Below are 22250 nucleotides of genomic sequence, written 5' to 3'. Positions count from 1 at the left end.
GCGATGCCACCTGCACAAATGCCTGGCTCCAAAAAATTATTGTTCGATATTAATGGAGAATGTGATCATGCGCGACTGCAATTTATCAAACACGCTGGAATATTTTAGGTTGGGGTCCCTGGCGTGCAGATCGGCCATACCGTAAGTAAATTTTATTTCGGGCGATAACGTTACATATTTCATGTAAAAATTGAACCCTATACCTGTTTCTACACCGAAATCATTTTTTTTAAGTTTGATCAGATCTTCTGCATTGCGGTTGCCGGCGTTTGCCATAAGATCTGTTGCCACGTATGCATCTGCCAGCAGGTACACGCGAAAGTTATTGATCCTGTCGGAATTAAATTTAAACTGCAATGGAAAGGTAAAGATGGATGAAGGCAATGTTTTCTTCTGCGTCAGATCTTCGCCCGGAGCAGGATTTTTGAGTGTATAGGAAAAGTATTTTGCCCCGCCTATTACAAGGTTTGGGTTTAGCCTGAACTCAATACGGTCTGTTAGTTTAAACGTGGCCAGGAAACCCAATGCCACACCGCCACTGGCGCCCGGCTCTGCTGTAAGCACGCTGTCATCCTGTATAAACTTGTAGCTTTTGGATGGGTGAAGATAGGTATTGTTGTAAGCTAAATAAATGCCGAAATAGTAAGGAAGCTGATCATGATCGGGCCTGTTCAACTCTTTAAATTGTGCATTGGCAGAAACGCACACGCTTGTAAAGGCCACCGTAAGAAGCAATAAACTTTTGCACAAAAAAGACCCCGGTCTGCCCTGCATTAATTTTCCTGTCATTGTTTGTATAAATAAGTTGGGTACAATTAATGATCAAATCAGAAGTCTTTTGTTTTAGAATAGTATTGTAAACCTTTCGGTTTAAATAACGTTTGCTGTACCTTTTTATTTTCGCCCTTGCAAAATAAGGGGTTTCTGCGTAATTATTTTGTACCGCAATAAATGCAGCAAATACCGAGGCTAAGGGGCTTAAAATACACGTTGCGGTAACCGGTTTGCAATAGTATTGCAGTAAAATTTTCCCTTTCCGGAAAAGCCTGTACAGAATCGTTTAAGTATTTGTATGCACCCTGGTTTTTTGAAAACAGTTTACCCGCCTGTGGTGCAACAGTCTTCATATAAAAATTATAAAAACCTTTGAAGCTTTTCTGCCTGGGCCTTGAGAACTCCAGTACGACCAGTTTACCGCCCGGCTTTAGTACGCGCAGCATTTCGGCCAATCCTTTCTCGAGATGCTGGAAATTGCGCACACCGAAAGCTACTGTAATGGCATCAAAAGATCCATCCGGGTAACTGATGTTTTCACTATCGCCATTATACAGTGTAATATGGTTATCGAGCCCCTGCCTGGCTATTTTTTTACGCCCCAGTTCCAGCATACCGTCGGAAATGTCTATGCCTACGATCTTTTCCGGTTTTAGCATTTTGTATGTCATCAAAGCTACATCTGCTGTGCCGGTTGCTACATCGAGCACGGCTTTTGGCTGCAAGTCTTTTAGTTGAGCAATGGCTTTGCGGCGCCAGCTTTTGTCTATGCCGCCACTGAGGAGCCTGTTTAAGAAATCGTATCGCTTTGCTATGTCGTTAAACATGCCGGCTACCTGCTGTTTTTTTTCCAGGTTGCTTTCATTATCCGGCAAAATACTATCGTGCGCAAATTTTGTCATACGCCGGCAAAGATATTACGGGGAAAGTAAAAGCATATTTTATGTTTACCATTACGTTATTTACTACGTATACTAAATATAGTATTAACAGACTTTTATTTATCCAAAAGAAGATTTTCTTTCCTGTAAAACAAGTACTTAAAATAACCGGTTTTGTAGGGTTAAGTTACACGCTATGGATGCAGCAATTATTCAATACTCATATTAGCTATCTTTGCATATTATAAATCCCAATACCTAAGTAATGAAACGCATGATTTTTGTGCCTTTGGTTTTCCTCTTCATGTTACTATCACTTATTATCTACGATGCTTTTGATGCATATAGTTTAAGGAAAGACATGCTGCTTAAGCAAGACCGGATCCGCTTTTCCGCTATTATTGTGAAAGCTGCCCATGCACACTACCCGCTCAAAATTGATAGTTTTCATTACATCATTTTTACACAACGTACCACGCATGATGACCGTGTGAAGATGTTCAACGATGTGGAATCCCGTATATCTGTATATGCAGAAAATGGTAAATAGTACGTAAGTTTAATTGCAGCGATATGTAACCTTGATGAAAAAACACTTCCTGTTCGTTTTACTGCTTGCCGCATATTTTCCGGCAATGAGACAGGATAACCTGGCTGGCCAGACGATTTACAACACAGATTTTATCATTGACGGGATTCCAAGAAATTGCCTGTTTTATATTCCACAGCACCACAATAAAGAAGTTAACCAATACCGGTTGCTGATTGTTTTACACGACAGTGGCAGCACATCTAAAAATGTAGTAAGTAGGTACGGGGATGTACTGCATGCACAGTCAGACAGCTTGCAGGCAGTAGTGCTTTATCCCGATGCAGCAGGCAAAACATGGAGCACAGGCAACGCACCCGGCAGTGTAAATGATGCAGGCTTTATATCCATTATAGCAGACTATTTTGTTCAGCGCTACGGCTGCAATGCAAAAGAATTATTTGTAGCTGGTTTGGGCCAGGGTGGTGCCATGGCACGCAAACTGGGCTGCGATTTACCATCAAAACTGGCGGGTATTGCAGATTTATCGGCATCGCTGCAACCCTATACCTGTACGGTGCCTTTGTTGCCGCCCGACCAGGTGCAGCTTTTACAGAATGGCCGGCCAGACACCACTGCTTTTTTAAAAATGTGGCAGTTCTTTAGCAAATAAAAAACGCTGCAGACAATGCCGAAGCGTTCCTATATCAAATATCGGTTTGTTCTTATTGCAGTTCACTGGTATTAACCCTTGTAGGGGTATCTTTCCCCGAGATAATAGACCTTGAACTTATGGCAATGGATTTAATGATCTCTGCCATATTATTCATATCGAGCGTACCTATTTCATCGCTTACCTTATGATAGTTTGGCTCATTATCCATTTTTGAAGTGGAAATGGTATGCGCCGGCACTCCAAGCCTTGCAAGGGTGGCATTGTCTGACCGGTAGAACAGGTTTTCCTCCGTATAAGGATCGGGGTAAAAAGTAAATCCTGAACCGTTAAGATTGGCCTGCAGAATTTTACCCATGTCCGTTTTTTCATAACCGGTTATGTAGGCTGAATTTTTACCCCACTTAGAGTCTGTGCCGATCATCTCAATATTAAACATGGCCATCACTTTTGCAGGATCGAATTTCTCTGAAAAATATTTTGATCCGAAGCCGCCACTTTCTTCGCCGGTAAATGCAGCAAATACAAGTGTGCGCTCGTTATTTTTCATTTTGGCAAAATATTTTGCCAGCATAATTACGGCTGTTGTTCCGGCAGCATCGTCGTTGGCGCCGTTGTAAACAGAATCACCATTTTCCGGTTTGCCAATACCAAGGTGATCGTAATGGCCGGAGAAAATCACCAGCTCATTAGGCCTCGATTTGCCGGGCAACACACCCACCACGTTGGCCAGCCTTAATGTATCGAAATTATGTTTTGCCTCTAGTGTAAGTTCTGCGGGAGTGGCAGATAACACAAAAACCACGCTGGTTTCTGTTGGGCTAAGCTGCCTCTTAAAATATTGCAGCCTTGGAAACATTTTCGCAAAAGATGTATCTACTGTAACCACATAGTTTTTGTTACTGCTTACATACTCATATGCTTTGGCAAAAATGTTATCCCCTTTGTTGATGTTTACTTTTTCAAAACCGGCTGTATTATTAACGGTCAGTTCCGGTTTTGTAGTAATAACAATGATGTTATTTTCTGCAATTGCCTCACCGTTTGCATTTGCCGAGATGCTTTGCTGCAAAGGCTTTAACATGTAAAAAGATTGCAGGTAGCTTTGAGCGCCATCCAATTTTTGCAGCCCCGCCTTACCAAATTCATCGCTTATAAAAGCTGCTGCTTTTTCAATACCCGGGGTAAACAAAGCACGGCCCTGCATATCGTCTGCAGAAAGGGTTTTCTCTATACGCTCAACTTCTTTTGCGTTGATCAGTTTGTCGATTTTCTGGGAAAAACAAGTGGTGGAAATTGCTGATAAAAGCAGCAAGCTGATTTTCTTCATGTGTATTTTTTTGTTGTCGGCTATAGATTCTTTGGGCATCGCCTGTTGCCACGCTCGGTTCAACGTTCCGCTGTTATGGCGGCTGCAGCGTGCTTTTTTACGCAGGCAACGTCTTTTGCGGTGTACAGGTTATAACACCCGCTCCTGCTCCTTTTACTTCCTGCAGTTGAAGAGTGCGACGCAACAGCAGTCTCATGCATGTACTGCTGCCGGGCTCATCATTAAAAACTAAAAACTCATCATCTCTTTAAACTTTACAGTTTGCCTGCGGCTTACTTCTATTTTTTCGCCGCCTTTCAACTCCACCAATAAACCACCGTTGAAGTATGGCTCTATTTTTTCTATCCAGCGCAGGTTAATGATATGCTTGCGGTTTGCACGGAAAAACACACGTTCATCCAGCCGCTCTTCCAGTGCGTTGAGCGATTTTAAGATCAGCGGCTTGTTGGTACCAAAAAATACTTTTGCGTAGTTGCCCACGCTTTCGAACAGGCGGATCTCGTTGAGTTTTACAAACCAGCAGCGTTCGCCGTCTTTTACAAAAACCTGGTCGTTTTCTGTTAATGGTCCGCGGTTCAGAAAACCGTTGAGCCCTTCTTTTTCTTTGCTTATCTCGTACTGCAGTTTTTGAATAGCATCACTCAGGCGTTTTGGCTCAATGGGCTTTAGCAAATAATCAAGCGCATTTACTTCAAATGCTTTCAGCGCATACTCGTCATACGCGGTAGTAAAAATAACATGCGGTGCCTTATCCAGCTCACCTAAAAGGTCGAAGCCTGTTTTTCCCGGCATTTGTATGTCGAGAAAAATAAGATCGGGGTTTTGTGTTTCTACTTTTTCCACACCTTCGTCTACATTGGCGGCTTCGTCTATTACATGAATGTCTGAAAACTCCTGTAATAATTTCCGCAACTCTGTACGGGCAAGTCTTTCGTCGTCAATAATTATCGCTTTAATTGGCATACAACAATAATTTGGTTTTAGTTATACATTTAATACTGGTATTACCACTTTTGCTTCAACCATGTTGCCGTTTACATTCTGTAAAGCAAAAGCTGCTTTATTGCCATACAATATTTTCAGCCTGTTTTGTGTGCTTACAATTCCGAAACCTTCCGGGTTTTGATCGGAAATAAAATGGCCTGTGTTCTGCACAATCAGTTCATGGTTGTTTCCCCTGAAATCTGAGATGATCCTGATTTTCCCGCCGTTTACCTGTTTGCTGATGCCGTGTTTAATGGCATTTTCCACCAGTGTTTGCAACATCATTGGCGGTACATGCTGATCGAGCGTGTCTTCATCTATATCATACTCTACATTTAGCCGGTCTTCAAAACGGATATGCTCAAGCCCCAGGTAATCTTTTACCAGGTTGAGCTCCCGTTCCAGCGGCGCTGTTTCCAGTTTCTCGGCTTGCATGCTGCTGCGTAGTATATTGCTCAATTCTGTAATGGCCGTTCTTGCACGTTCAGGATTTTCGTCTACCAGCGCCCTTATGCTATTGAGCGCATTGAATATAAAGTGTGGGTTGATATGTGATTTGATGGTCTTAAGTTCCAGTTCTTTCACAAGACTCTCGAGCCTGATTTTATCGAGTTGATCAGTTCTTGATTTCACTACATAGTGATAAGTGAAGTAAATCAGGTTCCAGATAAGTAAAATGAGAAAATAGTTTACAGACATGCGCAGTACTTTGTTCCAGAAAGTATACTTCTTCCACATGTCTGATTCCAGGCCAAGGAATTCGTCTACTTTCACGATCAGTGTGCCGTAAATCAGCGAGAAGAACAGGGTGGTTAAACCCATGAAAATGATCTGCCTCCTGATATCGAAATTCAGCAGCCTGTAGCGTTTTATAAACGTGCGCATTACGTGCGTAATACACAAACCCCCGATGGCATCAAGAAAAAGTGTAGGAAAAAAATCGGGACTGGGCAGTGTACGGATGGTAAAGTAAAAAAAGGTATATACAAGTATATAGCTGCTCCAGCCGCCTAACTGGCAAAGCCAATATGCTGAAATTTTGTTCTTCATTTGTGATTAAGGTTTATGCTTTCTCATGTTCAAATCAATTCCTTTCTATCATAAGCATTTTGGTACAAATGGCACAAATACAAATTTAACCTAAACTGCTTCCGCTCATTTTTTGTTTTGACTAAAGGCAAATAATACGGCTATGAGGTAATAATTTATTTTGAAAATGCTAAACCATATTTACAGGTGTATGTTTTTGTAATTTAACCAAAAGCGGCGTATGGCCTTAAAATTGTACTTTTACAGCTTTAAAATTGTTTCCGAATGGATATAACACCCGGCGCTCTGTTAGCCAGGATCAACACACCTGACGACCTTAAACTATTGACCCGAGAGCAGTTACACCAGGTTTGTGACGAATTGCGTCAATACATCATCGATGTGGTAAGTGTGCATGGGGGTCATTTTGGTGCCAGTCTTGGCGTGGTAGAATTATCAGTGGCGCTGCACTATGTGTACAATACACCCTACGACCAGCTTGTGTGGGATGTTGGTCACCAGGCATATGGCCATAAAATACTTACCGGCCGCCGGGAAAATTTTCATACCAACCGTAAATACAAAGGCCTGAGTGGTTTCCCCAAAAGATCAGAAAGTGAATACGATACTTTTGGTGTGGGGCATTCATCTACCTCTATTTCAGCAGCGCTTGGTATGGCTATTGCTGCCAAGCTAAAAGGAGAAGACCGCAAATCAGTTGCAGTTATAGGCGATGGTGCAATGACTGCCGGTATGGCCTTCGAAGCAATGAACCACGCCGGTGTTGCAGACGCAGATATGCTTGTTGTGCTAAACGATAATTGCATGAGTATAGACCCTAATGTGGGTGCGCTGAAAGAGTATCTTACAGATATCACAACCTCTCATACCTATAATAAATTCCGGGATGATGTATGGAAGATGCTGGGCAAACTGCCCGTGGGTAAACATTTTACACGGGACATGGCCAGCAAACTTGAAGCAGGTGTAAAAGGTATGATCAGCAAAAGCAGTAATCTTTTCGAATCACTTGGTATACGGTACTTTGGCCCTATAGATGGTCATAACATTACGAAACTGGTAGATACACTTAAAGACCTGCGCAGTATGCCGGGCCCTAAATTATTACACATTGTTACCGTAAAAGGAAAAGGTTACGAACTGGCAGAAAAGGACCAAACCAAATGGCATGCGCCAGGTTTATTTGATAAGGTAACAGGTGAAATTTACAAAAAGAAGTTCGACACAATACAACCGCCCAAATACCAGGATGTATTTGGACACACGATGATAGAACTGGCGGAAAAGAATGAAAAGATCATGGGTATAACGCCCGCTATGCCAAGCGGTTCTTCTTTAAAGTTTATGATGGAAAAAATGCCTGCACGTGCGCTGGATGTAGGTATATGCGAACAGCATGCTGCCACACTAAGCGCAGGCCTTGCCACACAGGGCATGCGGGTTTTCTGTAATATCTATTCCTCTTTTATGCAGCGGGCATTCGACCAGGTAGTGCATGATATTGCAATACAGAAACTACCGGTGGTATTATGTTTAGACAGGGCTGGCCTTGTAGGGGAAGATGGACCAACGCATCACGGTGCGTACGACGTGGCGTATTTCCGCTGTATACCAGACATGATCATCAGTGCGCCGATGAATGAAAAAGAATTGCGTAATCTCATGTACACTGCGCAGCTCGAAAGTACTGTTTATCCTTTTGTAATCCGCTATCCACGTGGTGAGGGTGTAATGCCGGACTGGAAAACCCCTTTTGAAGAAATCACTATCGGCAAGGGCAGGAAAATAAAAGATGGTAAAGATGTGGCGATTTTAACCTTTGGTCACCCCGGCAATTTTGCCACTGCGGCCATCCGCGAATTACGCACAGAAGGCATTGATCCTGCGCATTACGATATGCGTTTTGTAAAACCCATTGACGAAGCATTGTTACACGAGGTTTTTTCAAACTATAGCAACATTATTACTGTAGAAGATGGAACGGTGATAGGAGGTTTTGGCAGTGCCGTGCTCGAGTTTATGAATGCACACAATTACAAGTCCACAGTCAAGATTTTAGGTATACCAGACAGGCTTGTAGAACATGGTACCCTGAAAGAATTACACCGCGAATGTGGGTACGATGCCACCGCCATTGCAGCAACGGTTCGCAGTTTTGTAAAAGACAAGGTGCATACAAGTTTTACAATAGCCGGATAAAACGTAGATTCATTTATATAAAACACCATCCCTGACCGATGGTGTTTTTTTATTTACTTAACTGTTGTCTATCCATTAAGCTTTTGTTGTGTCACTCACTTGTGCGGCGGTGCGTTCTTCAGCATATGCGGCCGGGCCGGCGATAAATCAAACTGCTCGTTGTAAAACCTGTTAAAACAAAAAAGAGGCTGATCAGCAGCCCTTGGTGTATGCTTTTTGAAGGTATTTATTTAACTACCGGCAAATAAAACTTACCGTCGGTTACAGAAACTTTTCCTGGCCCGTCGCCGCCATGATCGAAAAATGTACCGCTAAAAGTGCCACGTATGATCTTATCAGTTAATTCTGTGATCGTAATGGTGAGCTTTGGATCTGTCCCTTCCTGTAAACCTGCGCCGTAGGCTTCTGCGTCATCCATCGATCCAAGGTTAAAACCACCTAATACAAATACATCCTCGTTTGTATAATCATCTACATAAGTTCCGGGAACAATGGCGCCCAGTTCAGATTGTTTCAATATGTTCAGTGTAAAAATATCGTTGACTGAAGCGTCTGTATAAGCTGCCATGCCCACGCTGTAGGCATCAAATGCATCAAGCATAACTGCAGTCGGCGTATAGGTATAAGATTTTACATTGCCATCAATTGTTGCTACGATAGCATAATTCTCAGACGGCTCACCGCCTTCCTTTTTACAGGCTGTAAAACAGAGGCAATACAATAAGACCAGTGACGAAAGTGTACGATTCATTTTTTAAAGTTTAGTTGTTGAATACAATGATAAGTTATCTTATCAAGTTGCCATACAAACGTTGTACGCACAATTTTAGTCTATGGCGGAAGTAATTTATGTTTAGCGCGTTAAGTGATGAGTTTTTAGTGATGAGTTTTTAGTTAATCAACTTATCACCTACAACCTACCACTTACTACTTATTACCTAATACGCAAAACTTACCACCCATAACCTTCAACCTAACCACTTACTACTTACTACCTAATACGCAAAACTTCCCACCCATAACCTTCAACCTACCACTTACTACTTACTACCTAATACGCAAAACTTACCACCCATAACCTTCAACCTACCACTTACTACTTACTACCTAATACGCAAAATTTACCACCCATAACCTTCAACCTACCACTTACTACTTACTACCTAATACGCAAAACTTACCACCCATAACCTACGACCTACCACTTACTACTTACTACCTAATACGCAAAACTTACCACCCATAACCTACAACCTACCACTTACTACTTACTACCTAATACGCAAAACTTACCACCCACTACTCTGCCCAACTCATTACATAACCATCATTCTCTATTTCCAGCGCGTCAACAGTTAGCTGTAATGGGTGAAAAGTGTCAATCATTACAGCCAGCTCTTTTGTTTCTTTTGCACCAATACTTTTTTCTACAGCACCCGGGTGCGGACCATGTGGTATACCGCCCGGGTGTAAAGTAAGCATACCACGCGTTACATTTTTGCGGCTCATAAAATCGCCATCTACATAGTATAATAATTCATCGCTGTCTATGTTGCTGTGGTTGTATGGCGCCGGAATAGCCTGCGGATGATAATCATACAGGCGTGGCACAAAACTACATACCACGAAGTTGTGCGCATCAAATGTCTGGTGCACCGGAGGCGGCTGATGCACACGGCCTGTTATTGGTTCAAAATCGTGTATGCTTAAAGCATATGGATAACAGCAACCATCCCACCCTACCACATCAAACGGATGATGGCCGTAGTGAATATGATACATCATACCGCGCTTCTTTGTTTTAATAAGAAAGTCGCCTTGTTCATCAACTGTAACAAGGTTTTGCGGTGTACGGATATCGCGCTCACAATAAGGTGCATGCTCCAGCAACTGCCCGTATTTACTCAGGTAGCGTTTGGGAAATACAATGGGTGAAAAGCTCTCCACAATCAGTAACCGGTTGTTATCTCCATCAAATAGTAACTGGTAGATCGATCCCCGTGGTATAATAAGGTAATCACCATATGCAAACTGTATTTCACCGTATTGCGTTAATAATTTACCGCTACCCTCATGCACAAATAACAGTTCATCTGCATCAGCATTTTTATAAAAATAATCCTGCATACTTTGCTGCGGTGCAGCCAGTGAAATATGGCAGTCATTATTTACGAGTATTGGTTTGCGGCTCTCAAGATAATCTGCTGCAGGTTTTATTTTAAAGCCTTCAAAACTGCGGTGCTTCAACATTTTTTCTTCCGCTATTTTGGGCATTACACTATACTGCGCTTCTGTTTTAATAATCCTTGTTGGCGGGTGGCAATGGTAAAGCAACGAAGCATCGCTGCTGAAACCTTCAGTAGAGAACAATTGCTCTGAATATAAACTGCCATCTGGTTTACGGAACTGTGTATGGCGTTTATGTGGTATGGTACCGAGCGTATAATAGTGTGGCATAATAACCGAATTAATAATTGACAATTAGTAACTGTATATATAAAAATTATGGGCCCATCTGTATTGCTATTATTAAGCTTTGGTTGCGTCGCACACTTGTACTGTATATCATTTTGCAGCAACGATACTGCATGTGCCATCACGCTGCTTTAAAAGTGTACAATCTACAACCAGCTGCAGACATTTCAGGCAGATAATGCAAGCGATGCAAGCAGGAACACATATTTCCATCTGCGCTTGTCTATATAGTAAGTAAAGTTTCTGAAGAAAGGCATAGTTTGCAACGTTATTCCACAAATTTACAGTTTTAATTGTTGCATGAAAAAGATAGGACTTATCTCAGATACGCACAGCTTTCTCGATGATAAAGTGTTTACGCATTTTGCATCGGTTGATGAAATCTGGCATGCAGGAGATTTTGGCAATGCTGCCATTGCCGATGCACTGAAAGCATTTAAACCTCTGCGTGGCGTATATGGAAATATTGATGGTTACGATATTCGCAGTGATTACCCCGAAGAATTGATCTTTACGTGCGAAGCTGTGAAAGTTTTTATCAAACACATTGGCGGGTACCCAGGCAGGTATGCGCCGGGTGTGAAAAACACAATCCTGAAAGAACAACCGCAACTTTTCATCAGCGGGCACTCTCATATTCTTAAAATACAATACGATGAAGCACTGCGCTGCCTGCATATAAACCCCGGTGCAGCAGGCTTACAAGGCTGGCATAAAGTAAAAACACTGGTAAAGTTTAGCATAGATGGCAAGCAGTTAAAAGACTGCGAAGTAATTGAATTAGGCAAGCGCGGCAGCGTTAACTGAAGACATTGTTTACACGAGCATAGAACAGGATCATTTATTTCATCTGTTGCTCAAAAGACTTAGATGTTGCCACAGGAAGTAGCAACCATACAACACCACCACTTACACATTGCCCACCAGTATTGTTGCCGTACAAGTGAGTGACACAACCAAAGCTTAATAGTAGCAATGCAGCCAAGTACATTATTTCTTTATCTCTTCCATGTCAAATCTTGTTACACTTTGAATACCATTGAGCTCAAGTAATTTTATCACCAGTTCATCAAGCTCCTCTTTATCGTGTACAAATATTTTTATGGTACCATGAAAAAGCCCTTCGCCGGATTCAATAGTAAGCGCCGAAATATTGATGCGCATATCTCCACTTACCACGTTGGTAATTTTATTGATAACGCCCACATCATCCAGCCCAACGATCTTGAGGCCTGTAAGAAATGAAATCTCTTTGTTCTTGGCCCATTTGGTTTTTACAATACGGTGGCCATAATTAGCCATCATTTGTGCGGCATTGGGGCAATTGGTGCGGTGTATCGTTAACCCCTTGCCTGAGGTTACAAAACCAAACACATCATCCCCGGGAATGGGGTTACAGCATTTGGCGAGGTTATACATGATCTTATCGCTACTCTCACCAAATATGATAAGCTCAGAATCTTTTTTTGATACCGGTGCTTTTGTTTCTGTTTCTGTTTTTACTTCTGCAGGCTTAACAGGTTTTGGCGGCTCAAGTTTATCGCCCAGTACATGAAACTCTTTTAATTCTTTAAGATCATTTTGCTTGATAGAGATGCCATAAAATAAATCGAGCTGCGAGTGTACTTTGTAGAATTCAGTAAGTACATCAATATTGTGCTGGCTATATGCGGCGCCCATGCCTTCGAGCTTGCGTTGCAATACGTATTTGCCCTCATCGGCTATCTTGCGTTTTTCTTCCTTCAGTGCGTCTTTGATCTTGCTTTTGGCTTTTGCAGTAACCACAAAGTTCAACCAGTCTTCTGTGGGCTTTTGCTTGTTGCTGGTAATGATCTCCACCTGGTCTCCGCTGCGCAGCTTGTGGCTGATAGGCACCAGTTTGTGGTTCACTTTTGCACCAATGCATTTACTGCCAACCGCAGAGTGTATTGAAAATGCGAAATCCAGCGCAGTAGAACTGATGGGTAGCATTTTTACATCGCCCTTTGGTGTGTACACATAAATTTCTTCTGCAAGAAAACTTGTTTTAAAGTCCTGCAGAAAGTCAACACTGTCTGTATCCTGGTTGCTGATCACTTCACGTATCTGGCCAAACCATTTGTCGAAGCGGTCTTCATCATTGCTGCCTTCTTTGTATTTGTAGTGTGCAGCCAAACCTTTCTCTGCAATTTCATTCATACGTTTACTGCGTATCTGTACTTCTACCCAGCGGCCCTGCGGGCCCATAACTGTTGTATGCAGCGCTTCGTAGCCATTACTTTTAGGATTGCTCAGCCAATCGCGTAAGCGCTCGGGAGAAGGTGTGTTCTCATCAGTAATCATCGAATAAACCTTCCAGCAATCTTCCTTCTCTTTTTCAGGTGGCGAGTTTAGAATAACGCGAATAGCAAAGAGGTCATATACTTCGTTAAAGGCAACGCCTTTCTTTACTATTTTGTTCCATATAGAATGTATGCTTTTGGGTCTGCCATAAATCTCAAAATCGAGCCCGGCAGCTACCAGTTTTTCCCGCAGAGGTTTTATAAATTCGTTGATGTACCTCGAGCGTTCCCTTTTTGTTTCAGACAATCTCCGGGCTATGTCTTTGTAAGCTTCGGGTTCCAGGTATTTCATAGACAGGTCTTCGAGTTCTGTCTTTATGGTATACAACCCCATACGATGTGCCAGCGGTGCATATACCCATACTGTTTCACTGGCAATCTTCAATTGCTTCTCACGCTTCATGTAATCAAGCGTGCGCATGTTGTGCAAACGATCGGCAAGTTTAATAAGAATAACCCGCGGGTCATCCGTAAGCGTTATAAGAATTTTCTTAAAGTTATCTGCCTGCTGGCTGCTGCTGGCATCTATTACAGAAGATATCTTGGTAAGGCCGTCTACTATTCTTGCAATCTCGCTGCCAAATTCACGCTCCACATCTTCCAGTGTTACATCAGTGTCTTCAACGGTATCGTGCAGTAATGAACAAATGGTACTGCGCACACCCAGGCCAATTTCTTCCACGCAAATTCTTGCTACCGCAAGCGGGTGCAGGATGTAAGGCTCGCCGCTTTTCCGGCGCATTGTTTTATGCGCATCCGCAGCCATTTCAAAGGCTGTGCGCACCAGTTCCTTATCGCCGCGTTTCAGCTTGGCACGCAGGCTGCGCAATAATGCGCGGTACTGGCGCAATATCTCTTTACGCTCCTGCTCTTCGTTTAATGTATATTTTGGTAAAACATTTTCTGCAATCCTAACCTGCTCTTGCTCCATATTTACGAATTTACAAAAAGGCCATCAATCTATTGTACACGTGTATTGTTGTGAAAAGCTAAAATAAGCGATAAGATCATATAACAAAATAAACATATAGAAAGGCTTTTTGTGTAGCAGGCGGCACAGCTACTATCATCGCCTGTTGTGTCACTCCCTTGTACTTCCTGTTCAGTATTCGGCACATGCTATGCCGTTCTTCTTGCAAAAGCCGGCTTTTATGTAACATGTGCTTACGTTTTACAAATTTTTGTGCGTTGTCGTGCCCGAGGTGCTGAAATATGCTTCCGGCGTTGAAGAGTGCGACGCAACGATGCTTAATAGCAGTACAACTGCCGGGCTCATTCAATAAAAAAGCCGGCATTCGAACCGGCTTAATATCACTTTAACTGATAAACTTATCATGCCGGAAAAGATAAGGAATTAAGAAAGCTGCAAGGCCGCCGATGATTACCTGCGTACCTACAACGAGCACCCTGAACTCATCCGGCACTACATCCTGCACCAGGTAACGCAGGTTGATGCCAACATACACCATGAGCACCGTTACCAGCAACACCATAATGCGATAAAACAGGATGCCTTTATTAAGATAATGCACAAAGAAATAAAACATAACACCGCATGCAAGCGACAATAAGATGGTGCCGAATACTATGGTTGTAATGTCTATTGCATTGAACTCGTAAAACCGGGTAGCAGTTCTGTAAATAATTGTAAATGCAAGATTGGAAACCGTGGCCACAAGGCCTGAAAACAAACCGGCAAGAATTGATCTTGAAAGGTCTGATTGCGTGTAATCGTAATTCATAACCAGGTTTTGAATGGTGAGAAAAAAATGTTTGATACCAAACCTGAAAAGGCATCAAAATATTTCCGTTTTGCAGATTCTGTAATTATGGCCGGCGATCTTCAACAAACCTGTTTACCTTAACAGGGAAGCATCTTAAAGTTACTGTTTTCCGGCGCAGCAACCGAAAATTTAATCTGCCGGTTATTTTAAAGGGGCATAATTTTTGAACCTCTGAAAAGTGTATGCAAAGTCATATCCCCCATATCAATATTCAGCAATTAGAAGCAGAACTGCGAGATGAAAAATCGAAGTTTGCAAAGGCATTTCACCGCGGCAAAAGCATGGGAGAATTGAGGGAGGTGGTTGATAAAATCCATGCGCTTGAACAAAGGGTGAGAAACCTGTTGCAGCAATCATTCAACAGGCAGTAACGCGTATATTGCTCATAACCTGTGAAGAATATCCTGTACATTTTCTGCAGGGGCTACACTCTTATGAGATTGGTTAAGCTAAACAAAAACAGTTTCAACATAAAAAAAGCCGCTTTACAGCGGCTTTTTGTTTATCCTTTCAGGTTAAGCTTTATCTGTAGTTCGTCAAACTGTTTATCATCAATAGTGGAAGGTGCATCTAGCATTACATCCCTTCCGGAATTGTTTTTTGGAAAAGCAATAAAGTCGCGTATACTTTCGCTGCCGCCCAATATGGCACACAACCGGTCAAAACCAAAAGCAAGACCACCGTGCGGTGGTGCACCGTATTCAAATGCGCCGAGTAAAAAGCCAAATTTATGCAGTGCTTCTTCTTCGCTCATACCCAATGCAGCAAACATTTTTTCCTGCAGTTCGCGCTGGTATATACGAATAGAGCCCCCGCCAATTTCATTTCCGTTTAGTACCATGTCATAGGCATTTGCTTTAATGTTGGCGTATGGGTGCTCAAGATACCTGGCGGCATCTTTAATTGCAGGATCGTTGCCAATCATCGTTTGTATGTCAGACGGTTTGGGAGAAGTAAAAGGATGATGCCTTGCTACCCAACGGTTGCTTTCTTCGTCATATTCAAACAAAGGAAAATCGAGCACCCACAATAGCCTGAACTCATCTTCTTTCCTGAGACCTAAACGTTTACCCATTTCAAGGCGCAGTTCGCTGGTAGCTTTGCGGGTACGTTCTTCTGCACCTGCCAGTATCAATACCAGGTCGCCTGCTACTGCACCTGCTGCTGTTGCAATGGCTTTTAGCCTTTCTTCACTGTAAAACTTATCTACGCTGCTTTTATATGTTCCATCTGTATTGCATTTGATAAATACGAGCCCTTTCATGCCAATCTGCGGACGCTTTACCCACTCTGTTATTTCATCTGTTTGTTTGCGGGTATATTCACTGCAGCCGGGCACTGCAATTGCCAATACCGTTTCGGCATCGTCAAACACTTTAAAGTCTGCGCCGTTTACCAAAGCCGCATTATCGCTTTTGTTTACGTATACAGACCCCGGTTTTTTTATGTTGCAGATCTTCATGCCGTAACGAATGTCCGGTTTATCATTACCATAATGCCACATAGCATCCTCCCAGGTCATACGTTCTACTGTATCATTGTAGTCGATGTCTTTTACATCTTTGAAGATCCTTTTTACCAAACCTTCAAACATGTTCAAAATATCTTCCTGTTCTACAAAAGCCATTTCGCAGTCTATTTGTGTAAACTCCGGCTGCCGGTCTGCGCGCAGGTCTTCATCCCTGAAGCATTTTACAATCTGGTAATAACGGTCATAACCGCTTACCATCAGCAGTTGTTTAAATGTTTGCGGGCTTTGGGGCAAAGCATAAAACTGGCCCGGGTTCATACGGGATGGAACAACAAAATCCCTGGCACCTTCCGGTGTAGATTTTATAAGAAACGGCGTTTCAATATCCATAAAACCCTGTTCGTGCAAATAATTCCGGGCACTGCGGTTTACCGCGTAACGCAACTCCAGGTTTTTCTTTACCGCATTCCTGCGCAGGTCGAGGTAGCGGTATTTCATACGCAGGTCATCTCCGCCGTCTGTTTCATCTGTAATGGTAAAAGGCGGTACGGCAGATTTGTTGAGCACGGTAAATTTATGCACCTGCATTTCAATTTCACCGGTTGGTATATGCAGGTTTTTATTACTGCGTTCCTGTATAAAACCTTCGGCCTGTATTACAAATTCACGCCCCAGCGGGCTGGCATCTAACTGTGCCTGCAGATCTTCTCCAAACAGCAATTGTGTAATGCCGTAACGGTCGCGCAGATCGACAAATGTTATAGCACCAAATTTTCTTACTGTCTGTACCCAGCCGGCAAGTGTTACCGTCATGTTTACATGCTTTACTCTTAACTCTCCGCAGGTGTGTGTGCGATACATATAATAGAGATTAACTATTCTAATAATCACTCTCTCAGAAGTGTGGAATGATGAACAAGGCGAGACAGCGCAGAGCTAACTGAGAATTCTCTGCCGAGAAGCCTTAATTCAACGGGGTGCAAATATAAGCGGAATGGGCAAGTAGTAAAACTTGCCAAAGAAGTTTAATATATGGTTTACGGGCAGATGATCTTTGGGCATCGCCTGTTGCGTCGCATTACGTTCATCTGCAGGGCAATGATTGAGCTGTGGCGTTCCGGTATAGCGGAGTTGTTATCGGTAGTTTGACGCTTTCAGGCGCCTGGCCGCACTCAGGCTTGCAGAGGTATGCAAAATAGCATTGATGTTTGTGTCAACGGTCAGCCGGGAGGCCCGTCAGACCGTGGTGTTGACGGGATTTTTGTAATCTGCAATAGAGATTACTTCTTTGCAGAAGTTGTATTCATTTTTATCGTTGCTGCTTACAATAATGAGTTTATCGCCGCAGTATTTTGCAATAAGTGCATGATAGAGTTCGTAACCGGAGAGATCAAGATTGGTGCAGGGTTCATCGAGCAGCAAAACAGGCACGGCTGAAAAAATGGCCTGCGCCATTTTCACACGTTGCTTCATGCCGCTGCTGTAAAAACGGATCTGCTTATGTGCAGCGGCGGCAAGGCCTATTTCGGCGATGATCTGCGGAATGCTGACAGCAGCCAGCAGGGGTTTGAATGATGCATGAAAAGCCAGGAACTCGGTAGCTGTCATTTCTTCAATTACTTCCAGGTAGGGTGCCACTATAGCTACATGTTTAAAAACTTCTTCATGACTGATCACAGTATCATTAAGCCTGTATTCAATGGTGCCTTCGTTTGATTGTATGGCCGCTGCTATGCACTGCAGTAAAGTACTTTTACCGCTGCCGTTGGGGCCTGTTACGGCGTAAGCATTGCCAGATGTAAAAGTGTAATGCATGCCGCGAAAAATCCAGTCGCGGTTGAAACGTTTACCAGCTCCTGTCAAATCTATGCGAAAGGTTTGCAGACCTGTATGCAATACCTGCTGTGCTGAAGCTTTCATGGAATGTTTGAGGAATGTTTAAACCGGAAACTACAGATGCCCACAGAACGGAACGATGAACGTAATGCGACGCAACAGGCGATGCCATAAAATACCACTGCCGGCTACCTGAAATATTTAACTCTTTAATCTTCGTCGCTGCCGCCTTTGGTATGTCGTTTTATAACACCACGGCCACTTTCGCGGATGAAGGTTACGATTTCATCGCGCTCATCCGTTGCGGGAAATTCTTCTTCGATGAATTCCAGCGCCTGGGATACGTTCATGCCTTTGTTATAAATAATGCGGTATATATCGAGTATCTGGTTGATTTGCTCCAGCGTAAAACCACGGCGTTTGAGCCCGACACTGTTTACACCACCATAGCTAAGCGGTGTTCTTACAGCTTTTATGTATGGCGGTACATCTTTATTAACAAGGCTGCCGCCACCAATGTAAGAATGCTGGCCAATGCGTGAGAACTGCTGCACGGCACATACGCCGCCAATGATTGCCCAATCGCCCATTATTACGTGACCAGCTACCTGAGAGCTGTTGCTGAGAATACAGTTGTTACCAATAATACAATCGTGGGCAATGTGGCTATATGCCATTACCAGGCAGTTATTGCCGACTTTCGTTTTCCAACGGTCGTTGGTACCGCGGTGTATGGTTACAAATTCGCGAATGGTGGTATTATCGCCAATTTCCACGTAAGTCTTTTCATCATTGTATTTGAGATCCTGTGGTGTGGCACCTAATACGGCGCCGGGAAAAATGCGGCAGTTCTTGCCAATTCTTACACCTTCCATTATGGTTACGTTACTGCCAATCCACGTACCTTCTCCAATCTCCACATCGTGGTGAATTACAGTAAACGGGTCTATTTTTACATTTTGTGCCAGCCTGGCATTGGGATGTATGTATGTATGCGGATGAATCATGAAAGCACTTCGATAGAGTGTTTGATGTATGTTTCTGAACTTTTTACAAAGCAGCCATCCCTGTTTTGGGATGGCTGCAAAAATAATGGTAATAATTTAATACGGCGCTTACAGTTTTGTGCTTACTTCTTCACTATCTGCGCCACAAGGTCTGCTTCGGTAGCTACTTTACCGGCTACATACACAGTGCCTTTCATTTCGCATATACCGCGGCGTATGGGAGAAGCCAGTTCCATTTTGAGCAACATGGTATCTCCCGGTACTACTTTCTGTTTGAATTTACAGTTGTCTATTTTTAAAAAATAAGTATCGTATTTACCACCGCCCATACTGTTGATGGCCAGTATGCCGCCCGTTTGCGCCAATGCTTCGATCTGTAAAACACCCGGCATTACAGGATTACCGGGGAAGTGGCCCTGGAAGAACGGTTCGTTGAATGTAACATTTTTTACACCCACGATCTTGGTATCTGTAAGTTCAATGATCTTATCGATCAGCAGAAAAGGATAACGGTGTGGCAGTGTTTTTTCAATATGCTGAAGGTCGTACACAGGCGGCTGTGCAGGATCGTACACAGGTACATCTTTTACATGTTTGTTCTTTTTGATATATTGTTTGATCTTCCTGGCAAAATCTACGTTGGTGCTGTGGCCGGGCCTGTTGGCAATAATCCTGGCTTTTATGGGATAGCCGATGAGTGCAAGGTCTCCTACCACATCGAGCAGTTTGTGACGTGCAGGCTCGTTAGGGAAACGCAGCTCCAGGTTGTTGAGATAACCTTCGCTCTTGATCTCAATCTTTTCTCTTTTAAAAACTTTTGCCAGCCTCTTCATCTCCTCTTCTGTTACGGGTTTATCAACCACCACGATGGCGTTATTGATATCGCCGCCTTTAATAAGGTTATGATCGAGCAGCATTTCCAGCTCGTGCAAAAAACAGAATGTGCGGCAGGGCGCTATTTCGGCTTTAAAGTCGCGCATGGTTTTTAGGCCAGCATGCTGGGTGCCCAATACGGGGCTGTTGAAATCTATGAGCGTGGTTATCTGGTATTCCATTGCAGGCAACGCCACCATTTCTACGCGTTTCACTTCATCGTAGTGATAAATATTTTCATCAAGGCTATACCAGATTTTTGCAGCTTCCTGCTCTGTTACACCTATTTCTTCAATCAGTTCTATAAATGGTTCTGAGCTGCCATCCATGATGGGTATTTCGGGGCCGTTCAGTTCAATGAGCACATTGTCTATGCCCATACCTACCAGTGCAGCCAGTATGTGCTCTACAGTACTCACTTTTGTATCGCCCACCTGCAGGGTGGTGCCGCGGCTGGTGTCTGTAACAAGATCGCAATCTGCTTTTATAACAGGCTTGTTGGGCAAATCAACACGCTGAAACTGGATACCAAAACCGGCACTTGCGGGGTTAAGCGTCATATCTACCATTACACCGGTGTGCAGGCCTGTACCGCTTATTGTAACTTTTGAAGACAGCGTATGCTGTTTGTCTGGATTAAATGTTGCGTTCATGTTTATTAATTATGAGCCCGGCTGCAGCACTGCTATGAAGCTTTTCTTGCGTCGCACTCTTGTACTGCAGCAGCAATACGCGGCAACCGCGAAGTTTATTCCATATGCAAATGTGCGTTTACGCACCCATTTGGCTTATATGGCTGCAAAAATAAGGTTTCAAAGCAAAGAGAAATGTGCGTTGGAATATTATAATGACTGAAGAAACACCGGGAGACTGTAACCGTGCTGAGAAAAGTGATGAGGTACAAGTGTGCGACGCAAGGGACGATGCCACCTGCACTGCTGCCGGGTACATACAATTATAAGGGCACCCGCTCCTGCAGTAGTTGTTGCACCAGCTTTTCAAGGTCTGCCACTCTTTTTTCAAGATCGGGCAAATTGCGTGTTACAGCCTGGCTGCGCAATGCGCTGGTATAGTCTGCGGCGGGTGAGCCGGTAACGGCGGTATTGGGTGTTTTAATACTTTTACTTACGCCGCTTTGTGCATTGATTCTTGTGCCATCGGCAATTTGTATATGGCCTACAATGCCGGCCTGGCCGCCGATCTGCACGTTGCTGCCAATTTTTGTGCTGCCGCTGATACCTGCCTGCGCGGCAATTACGGTGTTATTGCCCACTTCTACATTGTGGGCTATCTGTAAGAGGTTGTCCAGCTTTGCTCCTGATTTTACGATGGTGGAACCGATTGTTGCCCTGTCTATACAAGAATTGGACCCGATCTCCACAAAATCTTCCACTACTACATTACCGATCTGCGGTACTTTTTTGTAACTGCCATCAGGCTGTGGTGCAAAACCAAAACCATCTCCGCCAATTACGGTGCCGGCGTGTATGGTTACATTTTTACCAATAATACAATCGTGGTAAATTTTTACTCCGGGCAGTATAACTGAGTTATCGCCCACTTTTACATTATCGCCAATATAGGCGCCGGGATAAAGTTTAACATTATTGCCTATGTGTGCATGCTGGCTGATATAACAGAATGCGCCAACAAAAACATGCTCGCCCAATACTGCCGTTTTATCTATAAAGCTGGGTTCCTGTATGCCGGTAAGCTGCTGCCGCATTATTTCCTGGTACTTGTGCAGCAGCGTGGCGAAAGCTGAGTAGGCATCGGGCACACGTATGAGTGCTGCACTGATGGGTTCTTTTAGCTCCTGGGATTCATTTACGATGATTACCGAAGCTTTGGTAGTATAGAGAAAATCCTCGTATTTGGGATTGGCAAGAAATGCCAGCTGGCTGGCTTTTGCTTCCTCTATCTTACCAAACGAATCAACAGTTGCAGAGTCATTTCCTTCTACCTTACCGTTGATAAGCATGGCTATTTGCGCTGCGGTAAACTGCATAAAAAACAATTATTTAAATTTAGCTATTTAGATCATCGGGCAATAAAAAAACTTA

Annotated in this window: 19 protein-coding genes; 5 read left to right on the top strand and 14 right to left on the bottom strand. The window is 43.3% G+C overall.

Going from position 1 to position 22250, the window contains the following annotated elements; translation table 11 throughout:
* Positions 1-36: 36 nt before the first annotated feature.
* Together porT and ubiE are read right to left on the bottom strand one after the other, a co-directional pair.
* A complete protein-coding gene (gene porT, locus I5907_RS09850; RefSeq protein ID WP_196990542.1) occupies positions 37-789 on the bottom strand; it encodes a type IX secretion/gliding motility protein PorT/SprT in 753 nt (250 codons plus the stop codon).
* Between the two features lie 143 nt (positions 790-932).
* The gene (gene ubiE / locus I5907_RS09845) at positions 933-1676 is read right to left on the bottom strand and encodes a bifunctional demethylmenaquinone methyltransferase/2-methoxy-6-polyprenyl-1,4-benzoquinol methylase UbiE (RefSeq protein WP_196990541.1); all 744 of its coding nucleotides are present in this window, start codon (positions 1674-1676) and stop codon (positions 933-935) included.
* Between the two features lie 244 nt (positions 1677-1920).
* On the opposite strand from ubiE, the gene I5907_RS09840 reads away from it, so the two are divergent.
* Positions 1921-2205 (top strand): hypothetical protein, encoded by a 285-nt coding sequence (locus tag I5907_RS09840; RefSeq protein ID WP_196990540.1) that lies wholly within the window; start codon positions 1921-1923, stop codon positions 2203-2205.
* A gap of 85 nt (positions 2206-2290) precedes the next feature.
* Positions 2291-2857 carry an alpha/beta hydrolase family protein gene (locus I5907_RS09835; protein ID WP_196990539.1) on the top strand — a complete coding sequence of 189 codons (567 nt, stop codon included), beginning with the start codon at positions 2291-2293 and terminating at the stop codon, positions 2855-2857.
* 52 nt (positions 2858-2909) lie between these two features.
* Here the strand turns inward: I5907_RS09835 and I5907_RS09830 are convergent, their stop codons facing one another.
* From I5907_RS09830 to I5907_RS09820, 3 genes are all read right to left on the bottom strand, one after another.
* A complete protein-coding gene (locus I5907_RS09830; protein ID WP_196990538.1) occupies positions 2910-4187 on the bottom strand; it encodes a M28 family peptidase in 1278 nt (425 codons plus the stop codon).
* Between the two features lie 228 nt (positions 4188-4415).
* Positions 4416-5150, bottom strand: a complete 735-nt coding sequence (locus tag I5907_RS09825; RefSeq protein ID WP_196990537.1) for a LytR/AlgR family response regulator transcription factor — start codon at positions 5148-5150, stop codon at positions 4416-4418.
* 21 nt (positions 5151-5171) lie between these two features.
* The gene (locus I5907_RS09820) at positions 5172-6221 is read right to left on the bottom strand and encodes a sensor histidine kinase (protein WP_196990536.1); all 1050 of its coding nucleotides are present in this window, start codon (positions 6219-6221) and stop codon (positions 5172-5174) included.
* Between the two features lie 264 nt (positions 6222-6485).
* Here I5907_RS09820 and dxs point away from each other — a divergent pair, with 264 nt between their 5' ends.
* Entirely contained in the window at positions 6486-8420 is a 1935-nt protein-coding gene (gene dxs / locus I5907_RS09815) for a 1-deoxy-D-xylulose-5-phosphate synthase (RefSeq protein WP_196990535.1), read from the top strand.
* 226 nt (positions 8421-8646) lie between these two features.
* On the opposite strand, the gene I5907_RS09810 is transcribed toward dxs, so the two are convergent.
* Entirely contained in the window at positions 8647-9171 is a 525-nt protein-coding gene (locus tag I5907_RS09810; RefSeq protein ID WP_196990534.1) for a hypothetical protein, read from the bottom strand.
* Between the two features lie 548 nt (positions 9172-9719).
* A complete protein-coding gene (locus I5907_RS09805) occupies positions 9720-10877 on the bottom strand; it encodes a homogentisate 1,2-dioxygenase (RefSeq protein WP_196990533.1) in 1158 nt (385 codons plus the stop codon).
* Positions 10878-11195: 318 nt separating this feature from the next.
* On the opposite strand from I5907_RS09805, the gene I5907_RS09800 reads away from it, so the two are divergent.
* Positions 11196-11702, top strand: a complete 507-nt coding sequence (locus I5907_RS09800; RefSeq protein ID WP_196990532.1) for a metallophosphoesterase family protein — start codon at positions 11196-11198, stop codon at positions 11700-11702.
* Between the two features lie 183 nt (positions 11703-11885).
* Here I5907_RS09800 and I5907_RS09795 read toward each other — a convergent pair whose 3' ends face one another.
* Both I5907_RS09795 and I5907_RS09790 read right to left on the bottom strand, forming a co-directional pair.
* Entirely contained in the window at positions 11886-14147 is a 2262-nt protein-coding gene (locus I5907_RS09795; RefSeq protein WP_196990531.1) for a RelA/SpoT family protein, read from the bottom strand.
* 385 nt (positions 14148-14532) lie between these two features.
* The gene (locus I5907_RS09790; protein WP_196990530.1) at positions 14533-14958 is read right to left on the bottom strand and encodes a hypothetical protein; all 426 of its coding nucleotides are present in this window, start codon (positions 14956-14958) and stop codon (positions 14533-14535) included.
* 224 nt (positions 14959-15182) lie between these two features.
* On the opposite strand from I5907_RS09790, the gene I5907_RS09785 reads away from it, so the two are divergent.
* Positions 15183-15371, top strand: coding sequence for a hypothetical protein (locus I5907_RS09785; RefSeq protein WP_196990529.1), 189 nt, complete (start codon positions 15183-15185; stop codon positions 15369-15371).
* Between the two features lie 131 nt (positions 15372-15502).
* Here I5907_RS09785 and aspS read toward each other — a convergent pair whose 3' ends face one another.
* From aspS to lpxD, 5 genes are all read right to left on the bottom strand, one after another.
* Positions 15503-17332 (bottom strand): aspartate--tRNA ligase, encoded by a 1830-nt coding sequence (gene aspS, locus I5907_RS09780; protein ID WP_196990528.1) that lies wholly within the window; start codon positions 17330-17332, stop codon positions 15503-15505.
* Positions 17333-17707: 375 nt separating this feature from the next.
* The gene (locus tag I5907_RS09775; RefSeq protein WP_196990527.1) at positions 17708-18391 is read right to left on the bottom strand and encodes an ABC transporter ATP-binding protein; all 684 of its coding nucleotides are present in this window, start codon (positions 18389-18391) and stop codon (positions 17708-17710) included.
* 125 nt (positions 18392-18516) lie between these two features.
* Positions 18517-19314 carry an acyl-ACP--UDP-N-acetylglucosamine O-acyltransferase gene (gene lpxA, locus I5907_RS09770; protein ID WP_196990526.1) on the bottom strand — a complete coding sequence of 266 codons (798 nt, stop codon included), beginning with the start codon at positions 19312-19314 and terminating at the stop codon, positions 18517-18519.
* A gap of 122 nt (positions 19315-19436) precedes the next feature.
* Positions 19437-20840, bottom strand: a complete 1404-nt coding sequence (locus I5907_RS09765; protein WP_196990525.1) for a bifunctional UDP-3-O-[3-hydroxymyristoyl] N-acetylglucosamine deacetylase/3-hydroxyacyl-ACP dehydratase — start codon at positions 20838-20840, stop codon at positions 19437-19439.
* Between the two features lie 302 nt (positions 20841-21142).
* Complete coding sequence (lpxD, locus tag I5907_RS09760) at positions 21143-22195, bottom strand: UDP-3-O-(3-hydroxymyristoyl)glucosamine N-acyltransferase (protein ID WP_196990524.1); 1053 nt, start codon at positions 22193-22195, stop codon at positions 21143-21145.
* Between the last annotated feature and the right edge of the window lie 55 nt (positions 22196-22250).

The organism is Panacibacter microcysteis, from assembly GCF_015831355.1.
GTDB lineage: Bacteria > Bacteroidota > Bacteroidia > Chitinophagales > Chitinophagaceae > Panacibacter > Panacibacter microcysteis.
Note: the sequence above shows the minus strand (reverse complement) of the source record. Positions and strands in the feature narration are given on the sequence as shown.

What these genes read in the sequence shown, in the direction of transcription:
- I5907_RS09785 (WP_196990529.1), top strand. Translation starts at nt 15,183, where the DNA reads ATGCAAAGTCATATCCCCCATATCAATATTCAGCAATTAGAAGCAGAA.
- porT (WP_196990542.1), bottom strand. Translation starts at nt 789, where the DNA reads ATGACAGGAAAATTAATGCAGGGCAGACCGGGGTCTTTTTTGTGCAAA.
- I5907_RS09805 (WP_196990533.1), bottom strand. Translation starts at nt 10,877, where the DNA reads ATGCCACACTATTATACGCTCGGTACCATACCACATAAACGCCATACA.
- I5907_RS09820 (WP_196990536.1), bottom strand. Translation starts at nt 6,221, where the DNA reads ATGAAGAACAAAATTTCAGCATATTGGCTTTGCCAGTTAGGCGGCTGG.
- I5907_RS09840 (WP_196990540.1), top strand. Translation starts at nt 1,921, where the DNA reads ATGAAACGCATGATTTTTGTGCCTTTGGTTTTCCTCTTCATGTTACTA.
- I5907_RS09835 (WP_196990539.1), top strand. Translation starts at nt 2,291, where the DNA reads ATGAGACAGGATAACCTGGCTGGCCAGACGATTTACAACACAGATTTT.
- I5907_RS09825 (WP_196990537.1), bottom strand. Translation starts at nt 5,150, where the DNA reads ATGCCAATTAAAGCGATAATTATTGACGACGAAAGACTTGCCCGTACA.
- aspS (WP_196990528.1), bottom strand. Translation starts at nt 17,332, where the DNA reads ATGTATCGCACACACACCTGCGGAGAGTTAAGAGTAAAGCATGTAAAC.
- lpxA (WP_196990526.1), bottom strand. Translation starts at nt 19,314, where the DNA reads ATGATTCATCCGCATACATACATACATCCCAATGCCAGGCTGGCACAA.
- I5907_RS09765 (WP_196990525.1), bottom strand. Translation starts at nt 20,840, where the DNA reads ATGAACGCAACATTTAATCCAGACAAACAGCATACGCTGTCTTCAAAA.
- lpxD (WP_196990524.1), bottom strand. Translation starts at nt 22,195, where the DNA reads ATGCAGTTTACCGCAGCGCAAATAGCCATGCTTATCAACGGTAAGGTA.
- I5907_RS09810 (WP_196990534.1), bottom strand. Translation starts at nt 9,171, where the DNA reads ATGAATCGTACACTTTCGTCACTGGTCTTATTGTATTGCCTCTGTTTT.
- I5907_RS09795 (WP_196990531.1), bottom strand. Translation starts at nt 14,147, where the DNA reads ATGGAGCAAGAGCAGGTTAGGATTGCAGAAAATGTTTTACCAAAATAT.
- ubiE (WP_196990541.1), bottom strand. Translation starts at nt 1,676, where the DNA reads ATGACAAAATTTGCGCACGATAGTATTTTGCCGGATAATGAAAGCAAC.
- I5907_RS09800 (WP_196990532.1), top strand. Translation starts at nt 11,196, where the DNA reads ATGAAAAAGATAGGACTTATCTCAGATACGCACAGCTTTCTCGATGAT.
- I5907_RS09830 (WP_196990538.1), bottom strand. Translation starts at nt 4,187, where the DNA reads ATGAAGAAAATCAGCTTGCTGCTTTTATCAGCAATTTCCACCACTTGT.
- I5907_RS09775 (WP_196990527.1), bottom strand. Translation starts at nt 18,391, where the DNA reads ATGAAAGCTTCAGCACAGCAGGTATTGCATACAGGTCTGCAAACCTTT.
- I5907_RS09790 (WP_196990530.1), bottom strand. Translation starts at nt 14,958, where the DNA reads ATGAATTACGATTACACGCAATCAGACCTTTCAAGATCAATTCTTGCC.
- dxs (WP_196990535.1), top strand. Translation starts at nt 6,486, where the DNA reads ATGGATATAACACCCGGCGCTCTGTTAGCCAGGATCAACACACCTGAC.